The organism is Streptomyces sp. NPDC053560 (genome assembly GCF_044544605.1).
GTDB lineage: Bacteria > Actinomycetota > Actinomycetes > Streptomycetales > Streptomycetaceae > Streptomyces.
In genome coordinates this window covers 181,303-198,709 of sequence record NZ_JBITXI010000015.1, presented here as the reverse complement: position 1 = coordinate 198,709, position 17,407 = coordinate 181,303, and the positions used below count along the sequence as shown (strand labels likewise).

14 protein-coding genes and 2 pseudogenes are annotated in these 17,407 nt (G+C 69.0%); 7 read left to right on the top strand and 9 right to left on the bottom strand.

Annotation, left to right across the window (positions count from 1 at the left end; translation table 11 throughout):
* The first annotated feature begins 118 nt into the window (after positions 1-118).
* From ACIGQF_RS32275 to ACIGQF_RS32260, 4 genes are all read left to right on the top strand, one after another.
* Positions 119-607, top strand: coding sequence for a hypothetical protein (locus ACIGQF_RS32275; protein WP_399717681.1), 489 nt, complete (start codon positions 119-121; stop codon positions 605-607).
* A gap of 40 nt (positions 608-647) precedes the next feature.
* On the top strand, positions 648-917 hold the full coding sequence (locus ACIGQF_RS32270; protein ID WP_399717678.1) for a hypothetical protein: 270 nt from the start codon (positions 648-650) through the stop codon (positions 915-917).
* Between the two features lie 475 nt (positions 918-1,392).
* Entirely contained in the window at positions 1,393-1,980 is a 588-nt protein-coding gene (locus ACIGQF_RS32265) for a hypothetical protein (RefSeq protein WP_399717675.1), read from the top strand.
* Between the two features lie 37 nt (positions 1,981-2,017).
* On the top strand, positions 2,018-2,425 hold the full coding sequence (locus ACIGQF_RS32260; protein WP_399717672.1) for a hypothetical protein: 408 nt from the start codon (positions 2,018-2,020) through the stop codon (positions 2,423-2,425).
* Between the two features lies 1 nt (position 2,426).
* Here the strand turns inward: ACIGQF_RS32260 and ACIGQF_RS32255 are convergent, their stop codons facing one another.
* From ACIGQF_RS32255 to ACIGQF_RS32220, 8 genes and pseudogenes are all read right to left on the bottom strand, one after another.
* Positions 2,427-2,837 carry a hypothetical protein gene (locus ACIGQF_RS32255; RefSeq protein WP_399717669.1) on the bottom strand — a complete coding sequence of 137 codons (411 nt, stop codon included), beginning with the start codon at positions 2,835-2,837 and terminating at the stop codon, positions 2,427-2,429.
* A gap of 730 nt (positions 2,838-3,567) precedes the next feature.
* Positions 3,568-6,114, bottom strand: a complete 2,547-nt coding sequence (locus ACIGQF_RS32250) for a DUF4118 domain-containing protein (RefSeq protein ID WP_399717666.1) — start codon at positions 6,112-6,114, stop codon at positions 3,568-3,570.
* A 67-nt stretch (positions 6,115-6,181) separates the two neighbouring features.
* Entirely contained in the window at positions 6,182-6,865 is a 684-nt protein-coding gene (locus ACIGQF_RS32245) for a response regulator (protein ID WP_399717664.1), read from the bottom strand.
* Between the two features lie 133 nt (positions 6,866-6,998).
* Positions 6,999-7,667 carry a potassium-transporting ATPase subunit C gene (locus ACIGQF_RS32240; protein ID WP_399717661.1) on the bottom strand — a complete coding sequence of 223 codons (669 nt, stop codon included), beginning with the start codon at positions 7,665-7,667 and terminating at the stop codon, positions 6,999-7,001.
* 8 nt (positions 7,668-7,675) lie between these two features.
* Complete coding sequence (gene kdpB / locus ACIGQF_RS32235) at positions 7,676-9,778, bottom strand: potassium-transporting ATPase subunit KdpB (RefSeq protein WP_399717658.1); 2,103 nt, start codon at positions 9,776-9,778, stop codon at positions 7,676-7,678.
* A gap of 44 nt (positions 9,779-9,822) precedes the next feature.
* The gene (kdpA, locus tag ACIGQF_RS32230; protein WP_399717654.1) at positions 9,823-11,487 is read right to left on the bottom strand and encodes a potassium-transporting ATPase subunit KdpA; all 1,665 of its coding nucleotides are present in this window, start codon (positions 11,485-11,487) and stop codon (positions 9,823-9,825) included.
* 8 nt (positions 11,488-11,495) lie between these two features.
* Complete coding sequence (kdpF, locus tag ACIGQF_RS32225; RefSeq protein ID WP_133888732.1) at positions 11,496-11,585, bottom strand: K(+)-transporting ATPase subunit F; 90 nt, start codon at positions 11,583-11,585, stop codon at positions 11,496-11,498.
* Positions 11,586-11,865: 280 nt separating this feature from the next.
* Positions 11,866-12,243 (bottom strand): annotated as a pseudogene (locus ACIGQF_RS32220) (amino acid permease); the annotation flags it as partial.
* A gap of 3 nt (positions 12,244-12,246) precedes the next feature.
* Between ACIGQF_RS32220 and ACIGQF_RS32215 the strand changes: the two are divergent.
* From ACIGQF_RS32215 to ACIGQF_RS32205, 3 genes and pseudogenes are all read left to right on the top strand, one after another.
* Positions 12,247-12,639: pseudogene (locus ACIGQF_RS32215) on the top strand (potassium-transporting ATPase subunit B); the annotation flags it as partial.
* Positions 12,631-13,494 carry an alpha/beta fold hydrolase gene (locus ACIGQF_RS32210; protein WP_399717693.1) on the top strand — a complete coding sequence of 288 codons (864 nt, stop codon included), beginning with the start codon at positions 12,631-12,633 and terminating at the stop codon, positions 13,492-13,494. The pseudogene ACIGQF_RS32215 and the gene ACIGQF_RS32210, both read left to right, overlap by 9 nt.
* 330 nt (positions 13,495-13,824) lie before the next feature.
* Positions 13,825-14,634 carry an SDR family NAD(P)-dependent oxidoreductase gene (locus ACIGQF_RS32205; protein ID WP_399717652.1) on the top strand — a complete coding sequence of 270 codons (810 nt, stop codon included), beginning with the start codon at positions 13,825-13,827 and terminating at the stop codon, positions 14,632-14,634.
* A gap of 158 nt (positions 14,635-14,792) precedes the next feature.
* Here the strand turns inward: ACIGQF_RS32205 and ACIGQF_RS32200 are convergent, their stop codons facing one another.
* Positions 14,793-17,363, bottom strand: coding sequence for an ATP-binding protein (locus ACIGQF_RS32200; RefSeq protein ID WP_399717649.1), 2,571 nt, complete (start codon positions 17,361-17,363; stop codon positions 14,793-14,795).
* Between the last annotated feature and the right edge of the window lie 44 nt (positions 17,364-17,407).

The window sequence follows — 17,407 nt, the reverse complement described above, 5'->3', positions numbered from 1 at the left end:
ACTCCAGCGGCATGAAGTACGGCAAGCGGGCGCGGTGCGTCCGGCCGTAGGCCATCGCGCGGACTTCCGATGGCAGTTACGGGACAACCCTTAGCCGGCATGGCCAAACCTGCGACACGTGAATACCCGTGTGTTCATGATATGTGGGTTACTCCTGGCAATGGAGCCGGAGGCTGTTCGGCCCCGCAGCGCCTTTACAATGCGAAATATCGCCCGCGAAAAGCTCCAGGTGGAAGAGGCGGTACTTCGCGAGGAACAGGCTGCTGCCGCGCTCGATGCGGCAACCTCACCGGCGGTGTCCCCGTTCCTTGCGGCTCGCGACGATCTGCATCGTGGACGTGGATGTGGACGTGAGCACCTGTTCCGCCTCCTGGACCAGGCGGAAGGCAACGTAAAGCTCCAGGGCGGCCTCGCCAAACGAGCTGACGCTGTACAACGTCACGAGGCCCGGATCGTCCGACTCAAAGAGGAACTCGCACAGCTCGGAAACGCGACAGACGATCGCGACCGAATCATTTCCCAGGTCAGCAACCGCTACGGTGAACTGCTTCGGGCGTGGCACTACCCCAAGGTCGGCCAGCCGTACATCAGAACTGGCCGTCTTTGAGGTCGCCGTCGAAAACGGTGCCGCGCATCCGGGTTTCCTCATGATCGACAGTCCGCAGAAGAACCTCGGACACGGTGGCACCCTGGATGCGGTGATCGCCGACGCGATCACCATCGACGACTCCTACCGCCATCTCTCAGACTGGGTCGCGCATCGGGGTGGTAACGCACAGCTCATCGTCGTCGACAACAGCCCGCCGCTCCTTGCGGAGGGCAGCGTGGTGGCCCGCTACAGCCGGACCGTGGACCGGCCTCCCTACAGGCTGATCGAGGACGAGACGAGCGCAGAGGAGGAGCAGGCCGGCAAGTAGGTCCTCTCGACACCGCCAAGAAGACCTGATGCTCCTGTGCCGAGTTCCAGCGACCCGCGCCCCGCCTGATCCGGCATTCGATTGCCCGGTGGCGTATTCCTGGGATACGCCGTCTCGGTGAACCGAGCCGCACACCGAAACGCCGCCCGGTGACCAGCGAGCCGCCGGCGGCGCAGCACACCACCGTGCCGAGGGGCGACGCGTCGTTGAAGAGCTCCTACCCCGAGTGGGCGGGTCTTCCTGGCCCCGTGCATCGGCTGGGGCGACTCATCGACTCCATGATCGTGCGGGCTTGTCCTCGGTCGTTCCGTGTCGGCGGTGACCGGTATCCGTGTGCCTGGAGAACCCAATGCGAGCTTAACGATCTCTTGACGGCGGCTGAGGAACGTGGTGCGCAAGGAGGCTCGTCTTCCTGGGTGACCATGGGAACTCATCGGAATGCTCCGGTGAGCAGGAACCGAACGGGGAACCAGGAATGGCCCAGAAGAGCCATCGCTTGTTGTTGGCCTGCTCCGCGCTCAGCGCCTCCCTCCTGATCGGAGGGGCCCCGGCGCAGGCGGCCGAGCAGCACAACGACGCCGATGTGGGGGAGCTGATCTCCATTCCGGCGGGGGAGGCGCCGGCTACCACGTACGCACGTGTCGTCCAGCGTGCGGCAGAGATACATGCCCGCACCGCGGCGGACAAGAAGTGCACCGGAGTGTGGAAGCACAGCGTCGCCAACGTCGACTGGGACCGCACCCCGGCGGGCACTGTCCGCTGGAACTTCAAGCTGACGGCGAGGTCCCGCGCGAAGCTCGGTCCGGCGGTGACGGTGTCGATGCCCAACGCATGGGTGAACAACCATGCCATCAATGCGCCGTACGGTCCTCATCCCAGGGCCAGTACCTATAACTTCCACGGCAGCATGAAGAAGTACAACCGCAAGGGGAGCAGCGCGAAGCACACCATCCGCACCAAGGACAAGATCACTTTCTATTGGCTCATCAAGAGCCACAGCAATCCGCGGGCGGGTGCCACGCGGTACATCACGTGCCAGGTGCCGCCCAAGGGTTCAGGCTGAGCCGTAGGCGCCGACGTCACGCACGGATGGAGAGGGCATGGGCAAGGGCAAGCGCAGGAGCGGGACAGCCGGTGCGGGGCAGGTGATTCCCGTCCTGGGAGGCCGCCACGAGCTGGAGGTGCGTCGCCTCAAGCCGGGGTCTGATCGGATCGATCTCTTCTACCGGATCACGCCCCCGCTCCCGGAGAGGTGGCGGGACGAGCCTGATGGTTCGATGACGGAGGTCGGGCCGCCGGTCCACCTGTCGTTGGAGGCGGTGGACGACCTCGGCGGGGAGTACCTGGACGGAGGCGGTGCGTTCGGTACCGAACCAGAAGGCCGGTTCACCGAAGGCTCGATCTCCCTTCAGCCCGGGCCCGCACCGGGCGCCGGGGCCCTGAGCCTCACTCTCTCGCTCACCTGCGGCGAGCACGAAAGCACCCATCGGATCGACATGCCGTTGTGACTCAGGCAGGACCGCCGACTCCGGGAGGGCCAACTCTTATGAGTTGGCCCTCCCGCCCTGCTCGGGGTGCGCTCCGGCGGGGAACAGGATCGGGCTGATCAGGTGCCGTGAGCGGTCCGATGAAGGCTAGCTCGTGGGACATTCGGGAGGCGATGACGGCGCGCAGCTCGGCGATCATGTCGGCGAGTTCGTCCGGACTGAGCCAGAGCGCGTGCTGGCGGAAGCCGACCAGATCGGCGACCGGGTCGGTGTCGTCCCGGTCGAGGTAGGCGTTGAACTCGGCCAGCAGAGTGGCCATGCCCACCGCGAACGCGCGACGGTAGTCCCCGGGAGTCATCGCAGCGGCCGCATCGGCATCGATCACTGCCCGGGCCCGGTGCAGTCGGTACCGGCGTTCGACGGAACCACGCACCCGCTGTTCGCCTTCCACCACGAGGAGTCCGCCGTCGGCCAGGAGGCCGACGTGCCGGTAGACGGTGGCCTCACCGCGGCTTGGGGCGAAGACTTGCCGCTCACGCCGCCGTTGGGACGGCTGTATGAGGTTGGGGGCCGGCGGCTGATGCCGCACCGGTCCGGCACTGGCGGCCCGGCCACGAGGACATGCTCGCTCGCGCGCCGCACGAGCTGCAGGAAAGGCAGAAGCAGCTGAACGGCTTGGAGCCGCCGGCACCCGCGGAGGAGCAACTCAACAACTCCCGAGGCCTGGTCGAAGAGCTTCTGGCGGAGTGGCCGGACGACGTGCGCCGTCCGTTGGTAGCTCACCACCTCGCCGCATGGCGTACCGGTCTTGCCGGGGGCCGGGACATCTACGGTGCCTTCGCGGAGGAACTCAGGCACGCGCGAGAACTCCCCGACGTGCCACTGATCGTGCTGACTGTCACCGGCCATGACGCCACACAGCCCACCTCTGGTCCGACGAGGCACTGCGCGAGATCAACAACCTCAAGGTCGCCCTGCATGGGGATCTGCAGCCTCGGTTCCGAGAGGCGAGCAGCGGATCGTCGACGATGCCGGGCACGGCTGGCTCCATGAGGAACGCAGGGATGCCGTCCTTCAGGCGGTCGAATACCTGCTCCGCGCTGCGGGATGAGGAGACGGGAGGCAACGAAGCGCGCGGGAGGGTGCCGGCATGGTGCTCGTGCTCATGAGATGGCCGTGGCCGGGAGGTCCGGGCGCGTTGGCGGGTGGCCCGGGGCGATGGGGAGGGTGAGGACCATGGTGAGACCGCCTCCTGGGGTGTCTTCCGCGGTGAGGGTGCCGCCGATGGCTTCGGCGAAGCCGCGGGCCACCGGAAGGCCGAGGCCGACGTCGGCCCCACGTGGTACGTCGCCATAACGCTGGAACGGTTCAAAGATGCGTTCCTTCGCCTCGTCCGGGACGCCGGGGCCGCGGTCGACCACCCGCAGTTCCACCCGGTCGGCGAGGGCGCTGGCCGAGACCAGCACCGGTGTTTCATCAGGGCTGTACTTCACCGCGTTCTCGACGATGTTGGCGACCGAACGCTCCAGCAATCCGGGGTCGACAACGACCATGGGCAGGGACTCCGGGATTTCCAGTTCCACGCTCCCTTCGGGGAGACCGCCCAGGGCCATCGGCACCACCTCGTCGATGTCGATCTCCCTGTTCAGGGGTGTCACCGTGCCGGTCTGGAGGCGGGACATGTCCAGGAGGTTGCCCACCAGGTGGTCGAGGCGGTCGGTGCCCTCCTCGATGGAGGCGAGGAGTTCGGCCCGGTCCTCCTCGGACCAGTCCACGTCGTCGGAACGGAGCGAGGTGACGGACGCCTTGATGCTTGCGAGGGGTGTACGGAGGTCGTGGCTGACGGCCGCGAGCAGGGCGGTACGCATGCGGTTGCCCTCCGCGAGGGTTTGTGCCCGTCGGGCCTCGTTCTGGAGGCGCTGGTGGTCAAGAACCACCGCGGCCTGGGCGGCGAAGGCGGCGAGTACGCGGCGGTCCTCGGCGGGCAGGACGCGGCCGGAGAGCGCCAAGGTCATGTGGTCGCCGACGGGCATGTCGACGTCGGCGTCCTCCGGCCGCTCGACCGGGGAGCCGTTTCCCACCCTGCCGGCACAGGTCCACGGGTCGACGTCGCTCTGCCGCTCCAGCAGGACCGCGGAGTCCATGGTGAACGTCTCGCGTACCCGTTCCAGCAGATCTTCCAGGCCCGTTTCGCCGCGCAGCACGCTGCCGGCGAGGAACGAGAGGACCTCCGACTCGGCGCGGAGCCGGGCCGCCTGCTGGGTGCGGCGGGCCGCGAGGTCCACGACGGAGGCGACCGAGAGCGCGACGCCGACGAAGACCGCCATGGCGACGATGTTCCGCGGGGCATCGACGGTCAGTGTGTGGACCGGCGGGGTGAAGAACCAGTTCAGCAGCAGGGAGCCGACGACGGCAGAGGCGAGGGCGGGCCACAGCCCGCCGAGGAGGGCGGCGCCGACCGTCAAGGACAGATACAGCAGCATGTCGTTGGCCAGGCCCACTCCCGGTGCGAAGCTGCTGAGGAGGAAAGTGAGCAGGAGGGGCCCGCCCACACCGGTCAGCCACCCTCCGATGAGGCGGGGGCGGGCGAACCGTGCGCCGCGGGTCACCGGCAGCCCGCGTCCCTTGCCCATCGCGTCGTGTGTGACGAGGTGGACGTCCAGGTCGGGGCCGGAGTCGCGGGCCACGGTGGCGCTGACACCGGGGCCGAGGACGTACTGCCAGGGCTTGCGGCGCGAGACGCCGAGCACGATCTGGGTGGCGTTGACGCCGCGGGCGAAATCCAGCAGCGCGGTGGCGACATCGTCGCCGATGACGTGGTGGAACGTGCCGCCGAGATCTTCGACCAGGGTGCGCTGGACCGCCAGTTCCTTGGGGGAGGCGGAGGTCAGTCCGTCGCTCCGGCCGATGTAGACGGCCAGCACTTCACCACCCGCTCCCTTCTCCGCCAGGCGGGCAGCCCGGCGGATCAGCGTACGGCCCTCGGAGCCACCGGTCAGCCCCACGACGATGCGCTCACGCGATCCCCAGATCTTCGAGACACGGTGCTCGGTGCGGTACTCCTGCAAGTACTCGTCGACCCGGTCGGCGACCCACAGCAACGCCAGCTCCCGCAGCGCGGTCAGATTGCCGGGACGGAAGTAGTTCGACAGGGCCGCGTCAACCTTGTCCGGCTTGTAGACATTGCCGTGTGCCATGCGGCGGCGCAGTGCCTGCGGGGACATGTCGACCAGTTCGACCTGGTCGGCGCGGCGCACCACCTCGTCCGGCACGGTCTCCTTCTGCCGGATCCCGGTGATCGACTCGACGATGTCGCCCAGCGACTCCAGGTGCTGGATGTTGACCGTGGAGATGACGTCGATGCCGGCCGCCAGCAGCTCTTCGATGTCTTGCCAGCGTTTGGTGTGACGAGACCCGGGGACGTTGGTGTGGGCCATCTCGTCGACCAGGGCGACGGCCGGTCGCCGTGCGAGGACGGCGTCCACGTCCATCTCGGTGAAGACGCTGTCGCGGTATTCCAGGTGCTTGCGTTCGACCTGTTCCAGGCCGTGCAGCAGTACTTCGGTGCGCGGCCGCCCGTGGTGTTCCACGAAGGCGACAACGCAGTCCGTGCCCCGCTCGACGCGGCGGTGTGCCTCGGCGAGCATCGCGTACGTCTTGCCGACGCCGGGCGCCGCACCGAGGTAGATCCGGAGCTTTCCGCGTGCCATCGTCTCGTCTCTGTGGTCGCTGTGGGCGTGGTGGTCAAATGCGGTCGGGACGGGTGTGGTGAGCGCGTCAGGGCTCGAAGCGGTACCCCATGCCGGGTTCGGTGATCAGGTAGCGAGGGCGCGATGGGTCCGGCTCGAGTTTGCGCCGGATCTGAGCCATGTACACCCGGAGATAATGGGTCCTGTCGCTCCGGGACGCGCCCCACACCTGCTGGAGAAGCTGCCGTTGCGAAATGAGGCGACCTGGGTGGCAGACGAGGATCTCCAGGAGATGCCACTCCGTCGGCGTCAGGCGTACATCCTGCCCGTCGCGGGAAGCCTTCTTGGCCACCAGGTCGACGGAGAAGTCCTTCGTCGTGACGACCGTCGTCTCCGGCGCGAGCGGGGCGGTCTCCGTGCGGCGGACGGCGGCGCGCAGCCTTGCCAGTAGTTCATCCATGCTGAACGGCTTGGTGATGTAGTCGTCGGCGCCCGCGTCGAGTGCCGCGACCTTGTCGTCGGATCCCTGGCGCGCGGACAGCACCAGGAGGGGAATCCTGGTCCAACCACGCAGCGCCTTGATCACATCGACCCCGTCCATGTCGGGCAGCCCCAGATCGAGCACGGCCACGTCCGGATGGCGCGCGGCGGCGAGCCGCAACGCAGTGATGCCGTCCGGTGCCGTGTCGACGCCGTAACGGCGCGCCTCCAGGTTGATCACCAGGGCGCGGACGAGCTGCGGATCGTCCTCCACGACCAGTACCCGGGTCATCGGTCCGCGCCCTTCCTGCCGTAGATGTGGTTGTGGGGACCGCTCGCGCTGCCACCGGTTCGGTGAGTGCGACAACCGACGGGGTCAGGTGTGGTCCTGAGCCCGTCGGTGCGCGGTCGTGCGGGTAAGGCCATCAGCCCTTCTCGGTGAGTTCCCTGAGTGCGATGTTGAGCTTGAGAACATTGACCCGGGGCTCGCCCATGAAGCCGGCGACGCGGCCGTCGGTGTGGTCCTCGACCAGCTTCCGCACCTGCCCGACGGAGAGGTGGTTCTTGGCCGCGATGCGGTGCACCTGGAGCTCCGCGTACTCGGGCGAGATGTCCGGGTCGAGGCCGGATCCGGAGGAGGTGACGGCGTCGGCCGGGATGTCCGAGGGCTTCACCCGGTACCCGCTCACCGAGTTGTCCTCGATGACGGCGTTCTGCGCCTCCTTCACCGACGTGACGAGCTCGGGGTTGTCGGCTGCGAGGTTGGAGGCGCCGGAGACCAGCAGCTTGTACTGGGTGTTGACGGTGTTGGTGCCCAGGCCGTTGGACGGGCGCGGCTGGAACCACTTGAGGTCGGGCTGCGGGGTCTCCTGGCCCTTCTTCAGCGGCAGGTCGTAGCGCTGGCCGATGAGTTCGGAGCCGACGACCTTGCCCTCGCTCCTGATCTCCGAGCCATTGGCCTTGTTGTGGAACAGGGCCTGGGCGACGCCGGTGACGGCGAGCGGGTAGAGCACGCCGCACACGACGGTGAGGACGAGGAGGGCGCGCAGGCCCGCGCCGAACAGTCGCGCGGTGTTCGTTACCGAGTTGTTCATGGTGGTCGTCACCCGATGCCAGGGATGAGGGAGAGGAGCAGGTCGATGAGTTTGATGCCGAGGAAGGGCGCGATCAGGCCGCCGAGTCCGTAGATGCCGAGGTTGCGGCGCAGCATCTTGTCGGCACTCATCGGTCGGTAGCGCACGCCCTTCAGGGCGAGCGGCACGAGCGCGATGATGATCAGCGCGTTGAAGATGACGGCGGAGAGGATCGCGGAGTCGGGCGAGGACAGCTGCATGATGTTGAGCTTGTCCAGGCCCGGGTAGACCGCGGCGAACAGCGCCGGGATGATCGCGAAGTACTTGGCGACGTCGTTGGCGATGGAGAACGTCGTCAACGCGCCCCGGGTGATGAGGAGTTGCTTGCCGATCTCGACGATCTCGATGAGCTTCGTCGGGTTGGAGTCGAGGTCGACCATGTTCCCGGCCTCCTTGGCGGCGGAGGTGCCGGTGTTCATCGCGACGCCGACGTCGGCCTGGGCCAGGGCCGGCGCGTCGTTGGTGCCGTCGCCGGTCATCGCGACCAGCTTGCCGCCGGCCTGTTCCCGCTTGATCAGCGCCATCTTGTCCTCGGGGGTGGCCTCGGCGAGGAAGTCGTCGACGCCCGCCTCCTCCGCGATGGCCTTGGCGGTCAGCGGGTTGTCGCCGGTGATCATGACGGTCTTGATGCCCATGCGGCGCAGCTCGGTGAAGCGTTCGCGCATGCCCTCCTTGACCACGTCCTTGAGGTGGATGACGCCGAGGACGCGGGCGCCGTCGGTGTCCTCGACGGCGACCAGCAGCGGCGTACCGCCCGCCGCGGATATCTCGTTGGCGAGGGTGTCGGCGTCCTCGGCGGCCGTGCCGCCCTGTTCCCGGACCCAGTTGAGTACGGAACCGGCCGCGCCCTTGCGTACCCTGCGGCCGTCGAGGTCCACGCCGGACATGCGGGTCTGGGCGGTGAAGGTGATCCACTCCGCGTCGGCCAGCTCTCCCTGATGCCGCTCGCGCAGCCCGTACTTCTCCTTGGCGAGGACGACGATGGAACGGCCTTCGGGTGTTTCGTCGGCCAGTGAGGACAGTTGGGCGGCGTCGGCGACCTCGGCGGCGGTGGTTCCGTGTACAGGAACGAATTCGGCGGCCTGCCGGTTGCCGAGCGTGATGGTGCCGGTCTTGTCCAGCAGCAGGGTGGAGACGTCGCCTGCGGCCTCGACCGCGCGGCCGGACATCGCCAGGACGTTGCGCTGGACCAGGCGGTCCATGCCGGCGATGCCGATGGCGGAGAGTAGCGCGCCGATCGTGGTCGGGATGAGGCACACGAGCAGTGCGACCAGGACGACCATGGTCAGGTGCTTGCCGGCGTAGTCGGCGAACGGTGGCAGTGTGACGACGGCGAGCAGGAAGACGATGGTCAGCGAGGCGAGCAGGATGTTCAGCGCGATCTCGTTGGGCGTCTTCTGCCGTGCCGCGCCCTCGACGAGGCCGATCATGCGGTCGATGAACGTCTCGCCCGGCTTCGCCGTGATCCTGATGACGATGCGGTCGGACAGTACCTTCGTGCCGCCGGTGACGGCCGACCGGTCGCCGCCGGACTCCCGGATGACCGGGGCGGATTCGCCGGTGATGGCGGACTCGTCGACGGACGCGACGCCTTCGACGACATCGCCGTCGCCGGGGATGATGTCGCCCGCCTCGCACACCACCCGGTCGCCGACGCGCAGCTCGGTGCCCGGCACCTGCTCCTCGCCGGTGCCGTCGGCAGTCAGCCGACGGGCGACCGTGTCGGTCTTGGCCTTGCGGAGGGTGTCGGCCTGGGCCTTGCCGCGGCCCTCGGCCACCGCCTCGGCCAGGTTGGCGAAGATCACCGTCAGCCACAGCCAGGCACTGATCACCCAGCCGAACCAGTCACCGGGCTCCTTGAAGGAGAACACGGTGGTCAGCACCGAGCCGACCAGGACCACGAACATGACCGGCGACTTGATCATGACGCGGGGGTCGAGCTTGCGTACCGCGTCCGGCAGCGACTTGATCAGCTGCCTGGGCTCGAACAGGCCCGAGCCGACCCGCCCTCCATCCTTATGCCCGGTCGGCAGATCCTGGTGCGGTGCCCGCGTGGGAGAGGCTGAGGACATCGCGTTCTCTTGGTTCGTTGTGTCAGTTTTCGTTGTTTCGGCGGTCATGACGCCAGCCCTTCGGCGAGCGGGCCCAGCGCGAGGGCCGGGAAGTAGGTGAGCCCGGTGATGATCAGAATGGTGCCGACCAGCAGGCCGCTGAACAGTGGCTTTTCGGTACGCAGGGTGCCCGCGGTCTCCGGTACGGGCTGCTGCTCGGCGAGTGAGCCGGCCAAGGCGAGGACGAACACCATGGGCAGGAACCGGCCGAGGAGCATCGCGAGTCCGATGGTGGTGTTGAACCATGGGGTGTCGGCGCTGAGGCCGGCGAAGGCCGAACCGTTGTTGTTGGCGCCGGAGGTGTAGGCGTACAGGACCTCCGAGAAGCCGTGCGCGCCGGTGTTGAGCATGGAGTGCGGCGGGGTGGGCAGGGCCGTCGCGGCGGCGGTGAAGCACAGTACGAGGGCCGGGGTGATGAGGATGTAGCAGGCGGCCAGTTTGATCTGGCGGGTGCCGATCTTCTTGCCCAGGTACTCGGGTGTCCGGCCGACCATCAGGCCTGCGAGGAACACCGCGATAATGGCCATGATCAGCATGCCGTAGAGACCGGAGCCGACACCGCCGGGCGCGATCTCACCGAGCTGCATGCCCAGCATCGTGATGCCACCGCCGAGACCCGTGAACGAGGAATGGAAGGAGTCGACCGCTCCCGTCGAGGTCAGCGTCGTGGTGACCGCGAAGATCGACGAGGCGCCGACGCCGAAGCGGGTCTCCTTGCCTTCCATCGCACCGCCGGCCGCCTGGAGCGCCGGACCGTGGTGGGCGAACTCGGTAGCCCACATCAGCAGCACGAAGCCGAGCCAGATGGTCGCCATCGTCGCGAGGATCGCGTACCCCTGCTTCAGGTTGCCGACCATGCGACCGAAGGTCCGCGTCAGTGCGAAGGGGATGAGGAGGATCAGGAAGATCTCGAAGAGGTTGGTGAAGCCGTTGGGGTTCTCGAAGGGGTGGGCGCTGTTGGCGTTGGCGAGGCCGCCGCCATTCGTGCCCAGCTCCTTGATGACTTCCTGGGAGGCGTAGGCGCCGCCCTGCCACTGCTGGTGGCCGCCCATGAACTGGCCGACCTCGTGGATGCCGGCGAAGTTCTGGATCGCGCCGCAGGCGACCAGGACGATCGCGCCGACGAGGGAGAGGGGCAGCAGGATGCGGACCGTGCCGCGTACCAGGTCGGCCCAGAAGTTGCCCAGTTCGCCGCTGCGGGACCTGGAGAAGCCGCGGACGAGGGCGACGGCCACCGCCATGCCGACGGCCGCGGAGACGAAGTTCTGCACCGCCAGGCCGCCGGTCTGCACGACGTGGCCCATGGCCTGTTCGCCCGCGTAGGACTGCCAGTTGGTGTTCGCCACGAAGGAGGCGGCGGTGTTGAACGCCTGGTCCGGGTCGATGGAGGCGAAGCCCAGCGAGCCGGGCAGCACGCCCTGGAGCCGCTGCAGCAGGTAGAGGAAGAGGACGCCGGCGGCCGAGAAGGCCAGCACTCCGCGCAGATAAGAGGGCCAGCGCATCTCGGTGTCCGGGCGGGCACCGATGGTCTTGTAGATCCACTTCTCCACGCGCAGATGGCGGTCGGAGGAGTAGACGCGGGCCATGTAGTCGCCGAGGGGGCGGTATGCCAGGGCTAGCGCGCCTATCAGCGCGAGCAGCTGCAGTACCGCTGCGAGGAAGGGGCTCATGGTCGTGCTCAGAACCTCTCCGGGTGAATGAGGGCGAGGACGAGATAGCCCAGCAGGGCGACGGCCACGACGAGGCCGACAATGTTTTCGGCGGTCACAGCTTTGCGACCCCCTTGGCGACGAGGGCCACCAGCGCGAAGACCGCGAGCGTGGTGACGACGAAGGCCACGTCGGCCATCGAGAGCTCCTGAACGAGAGGGGAACTGAACGGACGGTTAGAGCAAACCGCCTTTTTGAGCCACTGCGATTGCCGTTGACGGCTTCCTTACGAGGGGTGGCCCGCCCTTGACGCATCCCATACGCGTACCTCGCCGACCTGCGAAAAGGTCACTGACGGCCCGCACCCGGGAGGGGCGAGCCGTCAAGAAAGGTGGTGGTTCAGGACAGGCGGAAGCGCAGTCGGCAGATGACCGCGTCGGTGTCGCGGTGCACGGCGTGGGCGACGATCGCGCCGCGTTGGTTCTGCAGCATCCGCTGCCACAGCCGGGCGGGCTCGACCTCTGGGATCAGGACGGTGATCCGGGTACCGGGCTCGGCGGCTGCGATCTCTCGCACGTACGCGGCGACCGGGCGGCCCGGTGCCCGGCGCTCGTAACGGAGGCGGATCAGCGGGACGCCCGGCCCCCACAGTGCCCAGACCCACTCCAGCGCGTCGGCCCGGGCGCGATCCTCGGCGTCGGGATGGCAGACGGTCACCGTTCGTACCTCGTCGCCGAGGGACACGGCGGCGGTCAGCGCCTCGCTGGTCAGCTTCGACCGCCGGTCATCCGTGAGTCGGGTGGCGACCGGTCCGGTGTGGTAGACGGCACGACAGTACTGTCCGACCGGACCGTCGTACGGGTCACCTCGCGCCCCGGCCACACTTCCCTGGACCGCATGATCGCGCTCGTCGAGGGGGCGTCCCGGCAGAAAACGCCCCACGAGATCGCGCTGAACATCCTCCTCGCCGCGCTCACCACCGTCTTCGTCCTGGTGACGGTCACGCTCCAGCCGATGGCCGGGTACGCGGGCTCCGCCCAGCCCACCACGGTGCTCGTCGCCCTCCTGGTCACGCTCATCCCCACCACCATCGGCGCGCTGCTGTCCACCATCGGCATCGCCAGCCGCCCGTGGGCGGTGGCCCGGGCGACGAGGGGGAGTTCGATGGAATCGGTGTACCGAGGCGCAGTGGGCCGCGATCGGGTGCGAGCGTGGTGTGCGGCCCGGCTGGACGCATGGGAGGCGTCCCATCACCGATGGGAGGTGTCTACCGATGCCGGCAGCACAAGCGTGGTCTCGGCCGGGCGGCCTCGGGACGGGAAGCCGCTGATGGTGCTGGTGCCGGGCACCAATATGAACGCCGCCGTGGCGCTCGACATGATCGCCGCACTCGCGAAGGTCGGTGCGGTGGCGGCGTTGGACGTGCCTGGCCAGCCCGGTCTCAGCGCCGAGTACCGTCCCCGCCGCGCCCGCCTGCCCTGGTACGGACACTGGCTGTCCCAGGCGCTGCAACAGGTCACTTCGGGGCCGGCCATCGTCATCGGCCACTCCCTGGGGGCCGCCATCGCCCTGGCCGCGCAGTCACCGCACATCGTCGGTCGCCTGCTGCTGTCTCCCGGCGGACTGATGCCTCTGGCCGTACCCGTTCCCCTACTGCGCGCCACCGTCCCGTGGATGGTGCGGCCCAACCTGCCGCGGACCACGCGCCTGCTGGGGCAGATGCGCTCCCCAGGTCGTCCTGTGCCCGCGCATCTCGCCGAGTGGATGGCGTTGGTCGGCGAGACATGCCGCAGCACGCTGGCCCCCAGGCCCCTGCCCGGAACAGTGCTGGCGCGCTCCCGGTCCGTGCCGTGCACCGTCGTGGTAGGCGCTCACGACATCTTCCTGCCCCACACCCGGCTCGTGCCGGCCGCGCAGCGCCTTCTGGGCACCGAACCGCACGTCCTGGACGACGTGGGCCACCTGCTCCTGGACGACGCTCCGCAGAGCGTCATCGACCTCGTAGGCAGCATGCAGGCCAGCGGCTAAGCCCTCCGTCAGGCCCGCGTCAAGAACGCTCGTGTTCCCTTGAGGCCGGCTCAGCACGGTAGTTGGATGAAGTCGTGAACAGTGCGTGGCTCCTCCTCGACCGACCGCCTCATCCGGCGTTTCACGGTCATGCCGCGCGCTGCCGGAAGACGTCCATGCCACGCTGACGCAGCTTCCCCACCCGAAAGGGCGCCGCGACCTGGTCCGGCGCCCTTTTCTTACCCGCACACCGCCTCGACGCACACCGGCAGCACTCATGACGGCCACCGGTACGCGCACGGTGGCGCGTGCCCGCACGCAAGTGCGTAGACGAGAAAGGGATGCACCACCATGACCGACTCTGATTTCGCTGCCCGAACCGTCCTGGTGACCGGCGCGACCACCGGTATCGGCCACGAGACCGCCCGGCAACTCGCCGAACGCGGAGCGACCGTCCTCGTCCACGGCCGTACCGCCGGGGAGGCGCAGGCGGCGACCGACCGGATCGCAGCCTGTGCCCGTGTCGACCCCGCCCGACTGTGCGCCTGCGCCGCGGACTTCGCCCGTCTGGAAGAGGTCGAGCACCTGGCACAACGCATCCTGCGGGAACACCCGCACCTGGATGTCCTGGTGAACAACGCCGCGATGGCCGCGCCGGAGCGGCACACCATCACCGCCGACGGCAACGAGATCGCCTTCCAGGTCAACTTCCTCGCGCACTACCTCCTCACAAACCTCCTGGCCCCCGCCCTGACCAGTGACCCGGGCGGCCGGGTCGTCAATGTCTCCTCCTCACTGCACCGCACCGCCTCCATCCAGTGGAGCGACCCTCACCGTGCCCGCCGATACTCCCGCCTCGCCGCGTACGCCCAGTCCCAGCTGGCGCTCACGGTCTTCGCGGCCGACCCCCGGGTGGCGGCCGTCTCCGTCCACCCAGGCATCTGTGAGACCGGCCTGTTGCACCTGTACGGCATCCGAGGCGCGTCCGCGGCCGAGGGCGCGGCCCATGTCGTGCGGCTCTGCGACCCGGCATCCGAGATCGTCAACGGTGCGTACTACGACCGTGACCGGCGGGTCGAGCCCGCTCCCGCCGCCATGGAGGACCGTAACGTGAAGCGCCTCAACAAGCTCGCCGACCTGCTCGTCGGCCAGACCGCTTGAAGGGACGGGACACCGTGTCGAAGCGCGCCCGGAAGAAGAAGGCAGGCCGCAAGAAGAAGGCCAACCACGGCAGCAAGGCCGGCCAGGGCTGACAGGACCGACAGGGGCGGAGGGCTGGACCCCCGAGGTCCGGCCCTCCGCCCCGCGCCGTGCGCGCCCTACGGGGCTGCCGCCGGGCGCGGCTCCGGCCGCCGGTTCACGCGCCGCAGGTCCGGCACGTCCGGAACCCTCTCGGCGAAGGGCAGGGACAGCACCATGGTCAGGCCCCCGCCGGGGGTGTCCTCGGGGCGCAGGGTGCCGTTCATCGCCTCGGTCAGCCCTTTGGAAAGCGCCAGGCCCAGGCCGAGGCCAGCGGTGTTGTCGGTGTCGCCCAGCCGCTGGAAGGGTTCGAAGAGCCGGTCGCGGGTGGGGGAGGGCGGCAGGCCGGGGCCGCGGTCGACGATGCGTACCTCCACCCTGCCGGCCAGGGCACTGGCGGTCACCAGCACCTTCCGCCCGGGCGGGGTGTGGCGAGCGGCGTTGCCGACCAGGTTGGCGATCACCCGCTCCAGCAGCGGCGGATCGGACTGCACCGCCGGGATCTCATCCAGATCCGGTATCTCGATCTCCGGGGTGTCCGGAGGCAGCGACTCCAGCGCGGGCGGCAGCACCTCCTCCAGCGTGGTGGCGCGCAGGTTCAAGGACAGGGCTCCCGCCTGGAGACGGCTGAGGTCCAGAAGGTTGTCCACCAGGCGGCTCAGCTTGGCCATGGACTCGTCGGCGGTGGCGAGCAGTTCTTGCCGGTCCTCGTCGGAGAACTGCACCTCCCGGCTGCGCAGGGAGGAGACCGCGGCCCAGCCGGCGGCGAGGGGTGTGCGCAGGTCGTGGCCGACCGCGCGCAGCAGCGCCGTGCGCATGCGGTCGGCGGCCTTGACGGGCTCCACTTCGGCGGCGGCCTCGGCGAGCCGGGCCCGTTCGACCGCGGCGCCGACGTGGGCGGCGAAGGCGGCCAGCACGCGGCGCTCGGAAGACGGCAGGGCACGCCCACGCAGAATGAGGTACGAGCCCGGACCGGCGGGCACAGACGTCACGGCTTCGCCCGCACCCGTATCGGACGCCGGGCCGCCGGCCCCGGGTGGCTCACCGACCAGTTCCACCGAGCGCATGCCGAACGTCTCCTTGGCGCGGGTCAGCAGCGCCGGAATCGTGGTGCCGCCGCGCACGATGGTGCCCGCGAGGGACGACATGGTCTCGGCCTCGGCGGTGGCCCGCACCGAGCGCCTGGACAGCCGCAGCGAACGGTCCACCACGGCGGCCACGGTGACGGCGACACTCGCGAAGACCGCGAGTGCCAGCATGCTGTTCGCATCGCCGAGCGTGAACTGCCCGACGGGCGGTATGAATGAGTAGTTGAGCAGCAGCGAGGCGGTGACGGAGGCGATCAGCGCCGAGGTGACGCCGCCGATGCATGCCACGCCCACCACGGCCATCAGATACAGCAGCGCCTCGCTGGTGAGATCGAGAGTGCTTCGCGCCGTGTCGAGCTTCAGCAGAGCCGTCAGCGCGAGCGGCAGCAGCAGCCCGGCGACCGGCCCCGCTGTCCGGCGGGACCGAGGGAGCGTGCGGCGCCGGGACGGCAGCAGGACGCCCTGCCCTGCCCGCTCGTGTGTGACCATGTGGACGTCTATGTCGCCGGAGAGGGCCGTGACCGTCTCGCCAGTGCCGCGGCCGGTGAGGAACCGTTCGAGGCGGCCGCGGCGGCTGGTACCGAGAACCAGCTGGGTGGCGTTCTCCGCGCGCGCGAACTCCACCAGCGCGGTGGGTACATCGTCCCCGACCACCGAGTGGTAACTGCCCCCAAGGTCCTCCACGAGCCGGCGCTGCCGGGCCAGGGAAGCATGCGAGGCACCGGCGGCGAGCCCGTCGCTGCGGGCCACGTGCACGGCCAGCAGGTCGCCGCGGGCGGAGCGGTCGGTGATGCGGGCCGCCCGCCGAATCAGAGTGGCGCCTTCAGGCCCTCCGGTCAGGCCGACGACGACGCGTTCCCGGGTCTCCCATACGCGTCCGGTGCCGTGCTCCGAGCGATGAGCCTGAAGGGCTTCGTCGACCCGGCCCGCCACCCACAGCAGGGCGAGCTGACGCAGCGCGGTGAGGTTGCCGGGCCGGAAGTGGTGGGCGAGGGCGGCGTCGACCTTCTCCGGGGCGTAGATGTTGCCGTGCGCCATCCTGCGGCGCAGCCCCTCGGGCGGGATGTCGACGAACTCGATCTGCTGGGCCCGGCGGACCACCTCATCGGGCACCGTCTCGCTCTGCGGCACCTCGGTGATCGTCTCGACGACGTCGTTGAGCGACTCCAAGTGCTGGATGTTGACCGTCGTGATGACATCGATTCCGGCGGCCAACAGCTGCTCGACGTCCTGCCAGCGCTTGGCGTTGCGACCGGAGCCGGGCACGTTGGTGTGGGCGAACTCGTCGACCAGCGCGACCTGCGGCCTCCGGGCGAGCAGGGCGTCGAGGTCCAGTTCCGTGAACGTGCCGCCCCCGTAGGTGCACCGCTTGCGCGGCAGCACCTCCAGGCCGTCGAGCATCGCCTCGGTCCGTGGGCGCCCGTAGCACTCGACGAAGCCGACCACGACGTCGGCACCACGCCCCGCCCTGCGCCGTGCCTCGTCGAGCATGCGGTACGTCTTGCCGACGCCAGGGGCAGCCCCCAGGTAGACCTTCAGTTGTCCGGGCCGTACGTCATTCATCGCGGCCGACGCGCTCCGCTCACCGGCAGTCCACTCCCCGGGTC

What these genes read in the sequence shown, in the direction of transcription:
- ACIGQF_RS32245 (WP_399717664.1), bottom strand. Translation starts at nt 6,865, where the DNA reads ATGACCCGGGTACTGGTCGTGGAGGACGATCCGCAGCTCGTCCGCGCC.
- ACIGQF_RS32270 (WP_399717678.1), top strand. Translation starts at nt 648, where the DNA reads ATGATCGACAGTCCGCAGAAGAACCTCGGACACGGTGGCACCCTGGAT.
- ACIGQF_RS32205 (WP_399717652.1), top strand. Translation starts at nt 13,825, where the DNA reads ATGACCGACTCTGATTTCGCTGCCCGAACCGTCCTGGTGACCGGCGCG.
- ACIGQF_RS32265 (WP_399717675.1), top strand. Translation starts at nt 1,393, where the DNA reads ATGGCCCAGAAGAGCCATCGCTTGTTGTTGGCCTGCTCCGCGCTCAGC.
- kdpB (WP_399717658.1), bottom strand. Translation starts at nt 9,778, where the DNA reads ATGTCCTCAGCCTCTCCCACGCGGGCACCGCACCAGGATCTGCCGACC.
- ACIGQF_RS32210 (WP_399717693.1), top strand. Translation starts at nt 12,631, where the DNA reads ATGGAATCGGTGTACCGAGGCGCAGTGGGCCGCGATCGGGTGCGAGCG.
- ACIGQF_RS32260 (WP_399717672.1), top strand. Translation starts at nt 2,018, where the DNA reads ATGGGCAAGGGCAAGCGCAGGAGCGGGACAGCCGGTGCGGGGCAGGTG.
- kdpA (WP_399717654.1), bottom strand. Translation starts at nt 11,487, where the DNA reads ATGAGCCCCTTCCTCGCAGCGGTACTGCAGCTGCTCGCGCTGATAGGC.
- ACIGQF_RS32200 (WP_399717649.1), bottom strand. Translation starts at nt 17,363, where the DNA reads ATGAATGACGTACGGCCCGGACAACTGAAGGTCTACCTGGGGGCTGCC.
- ACIGQF_RS32250 (WP_399717666.1), bottom strand. Translation starts at nt 6,114, where the DNA reads ATGGCACGCGGAAAGCTCCGGATCTACCTCGGTGCGGCGCCCGGCGTC.
- ACIGQF_RS32240 (WP_399717661.1), bottom strand. Translation starts at nt 7,667, where the DNA reads ATGAACAACTCGGTAACGAACACCGCGCGACTGTTCGGCGCGGGCCTG.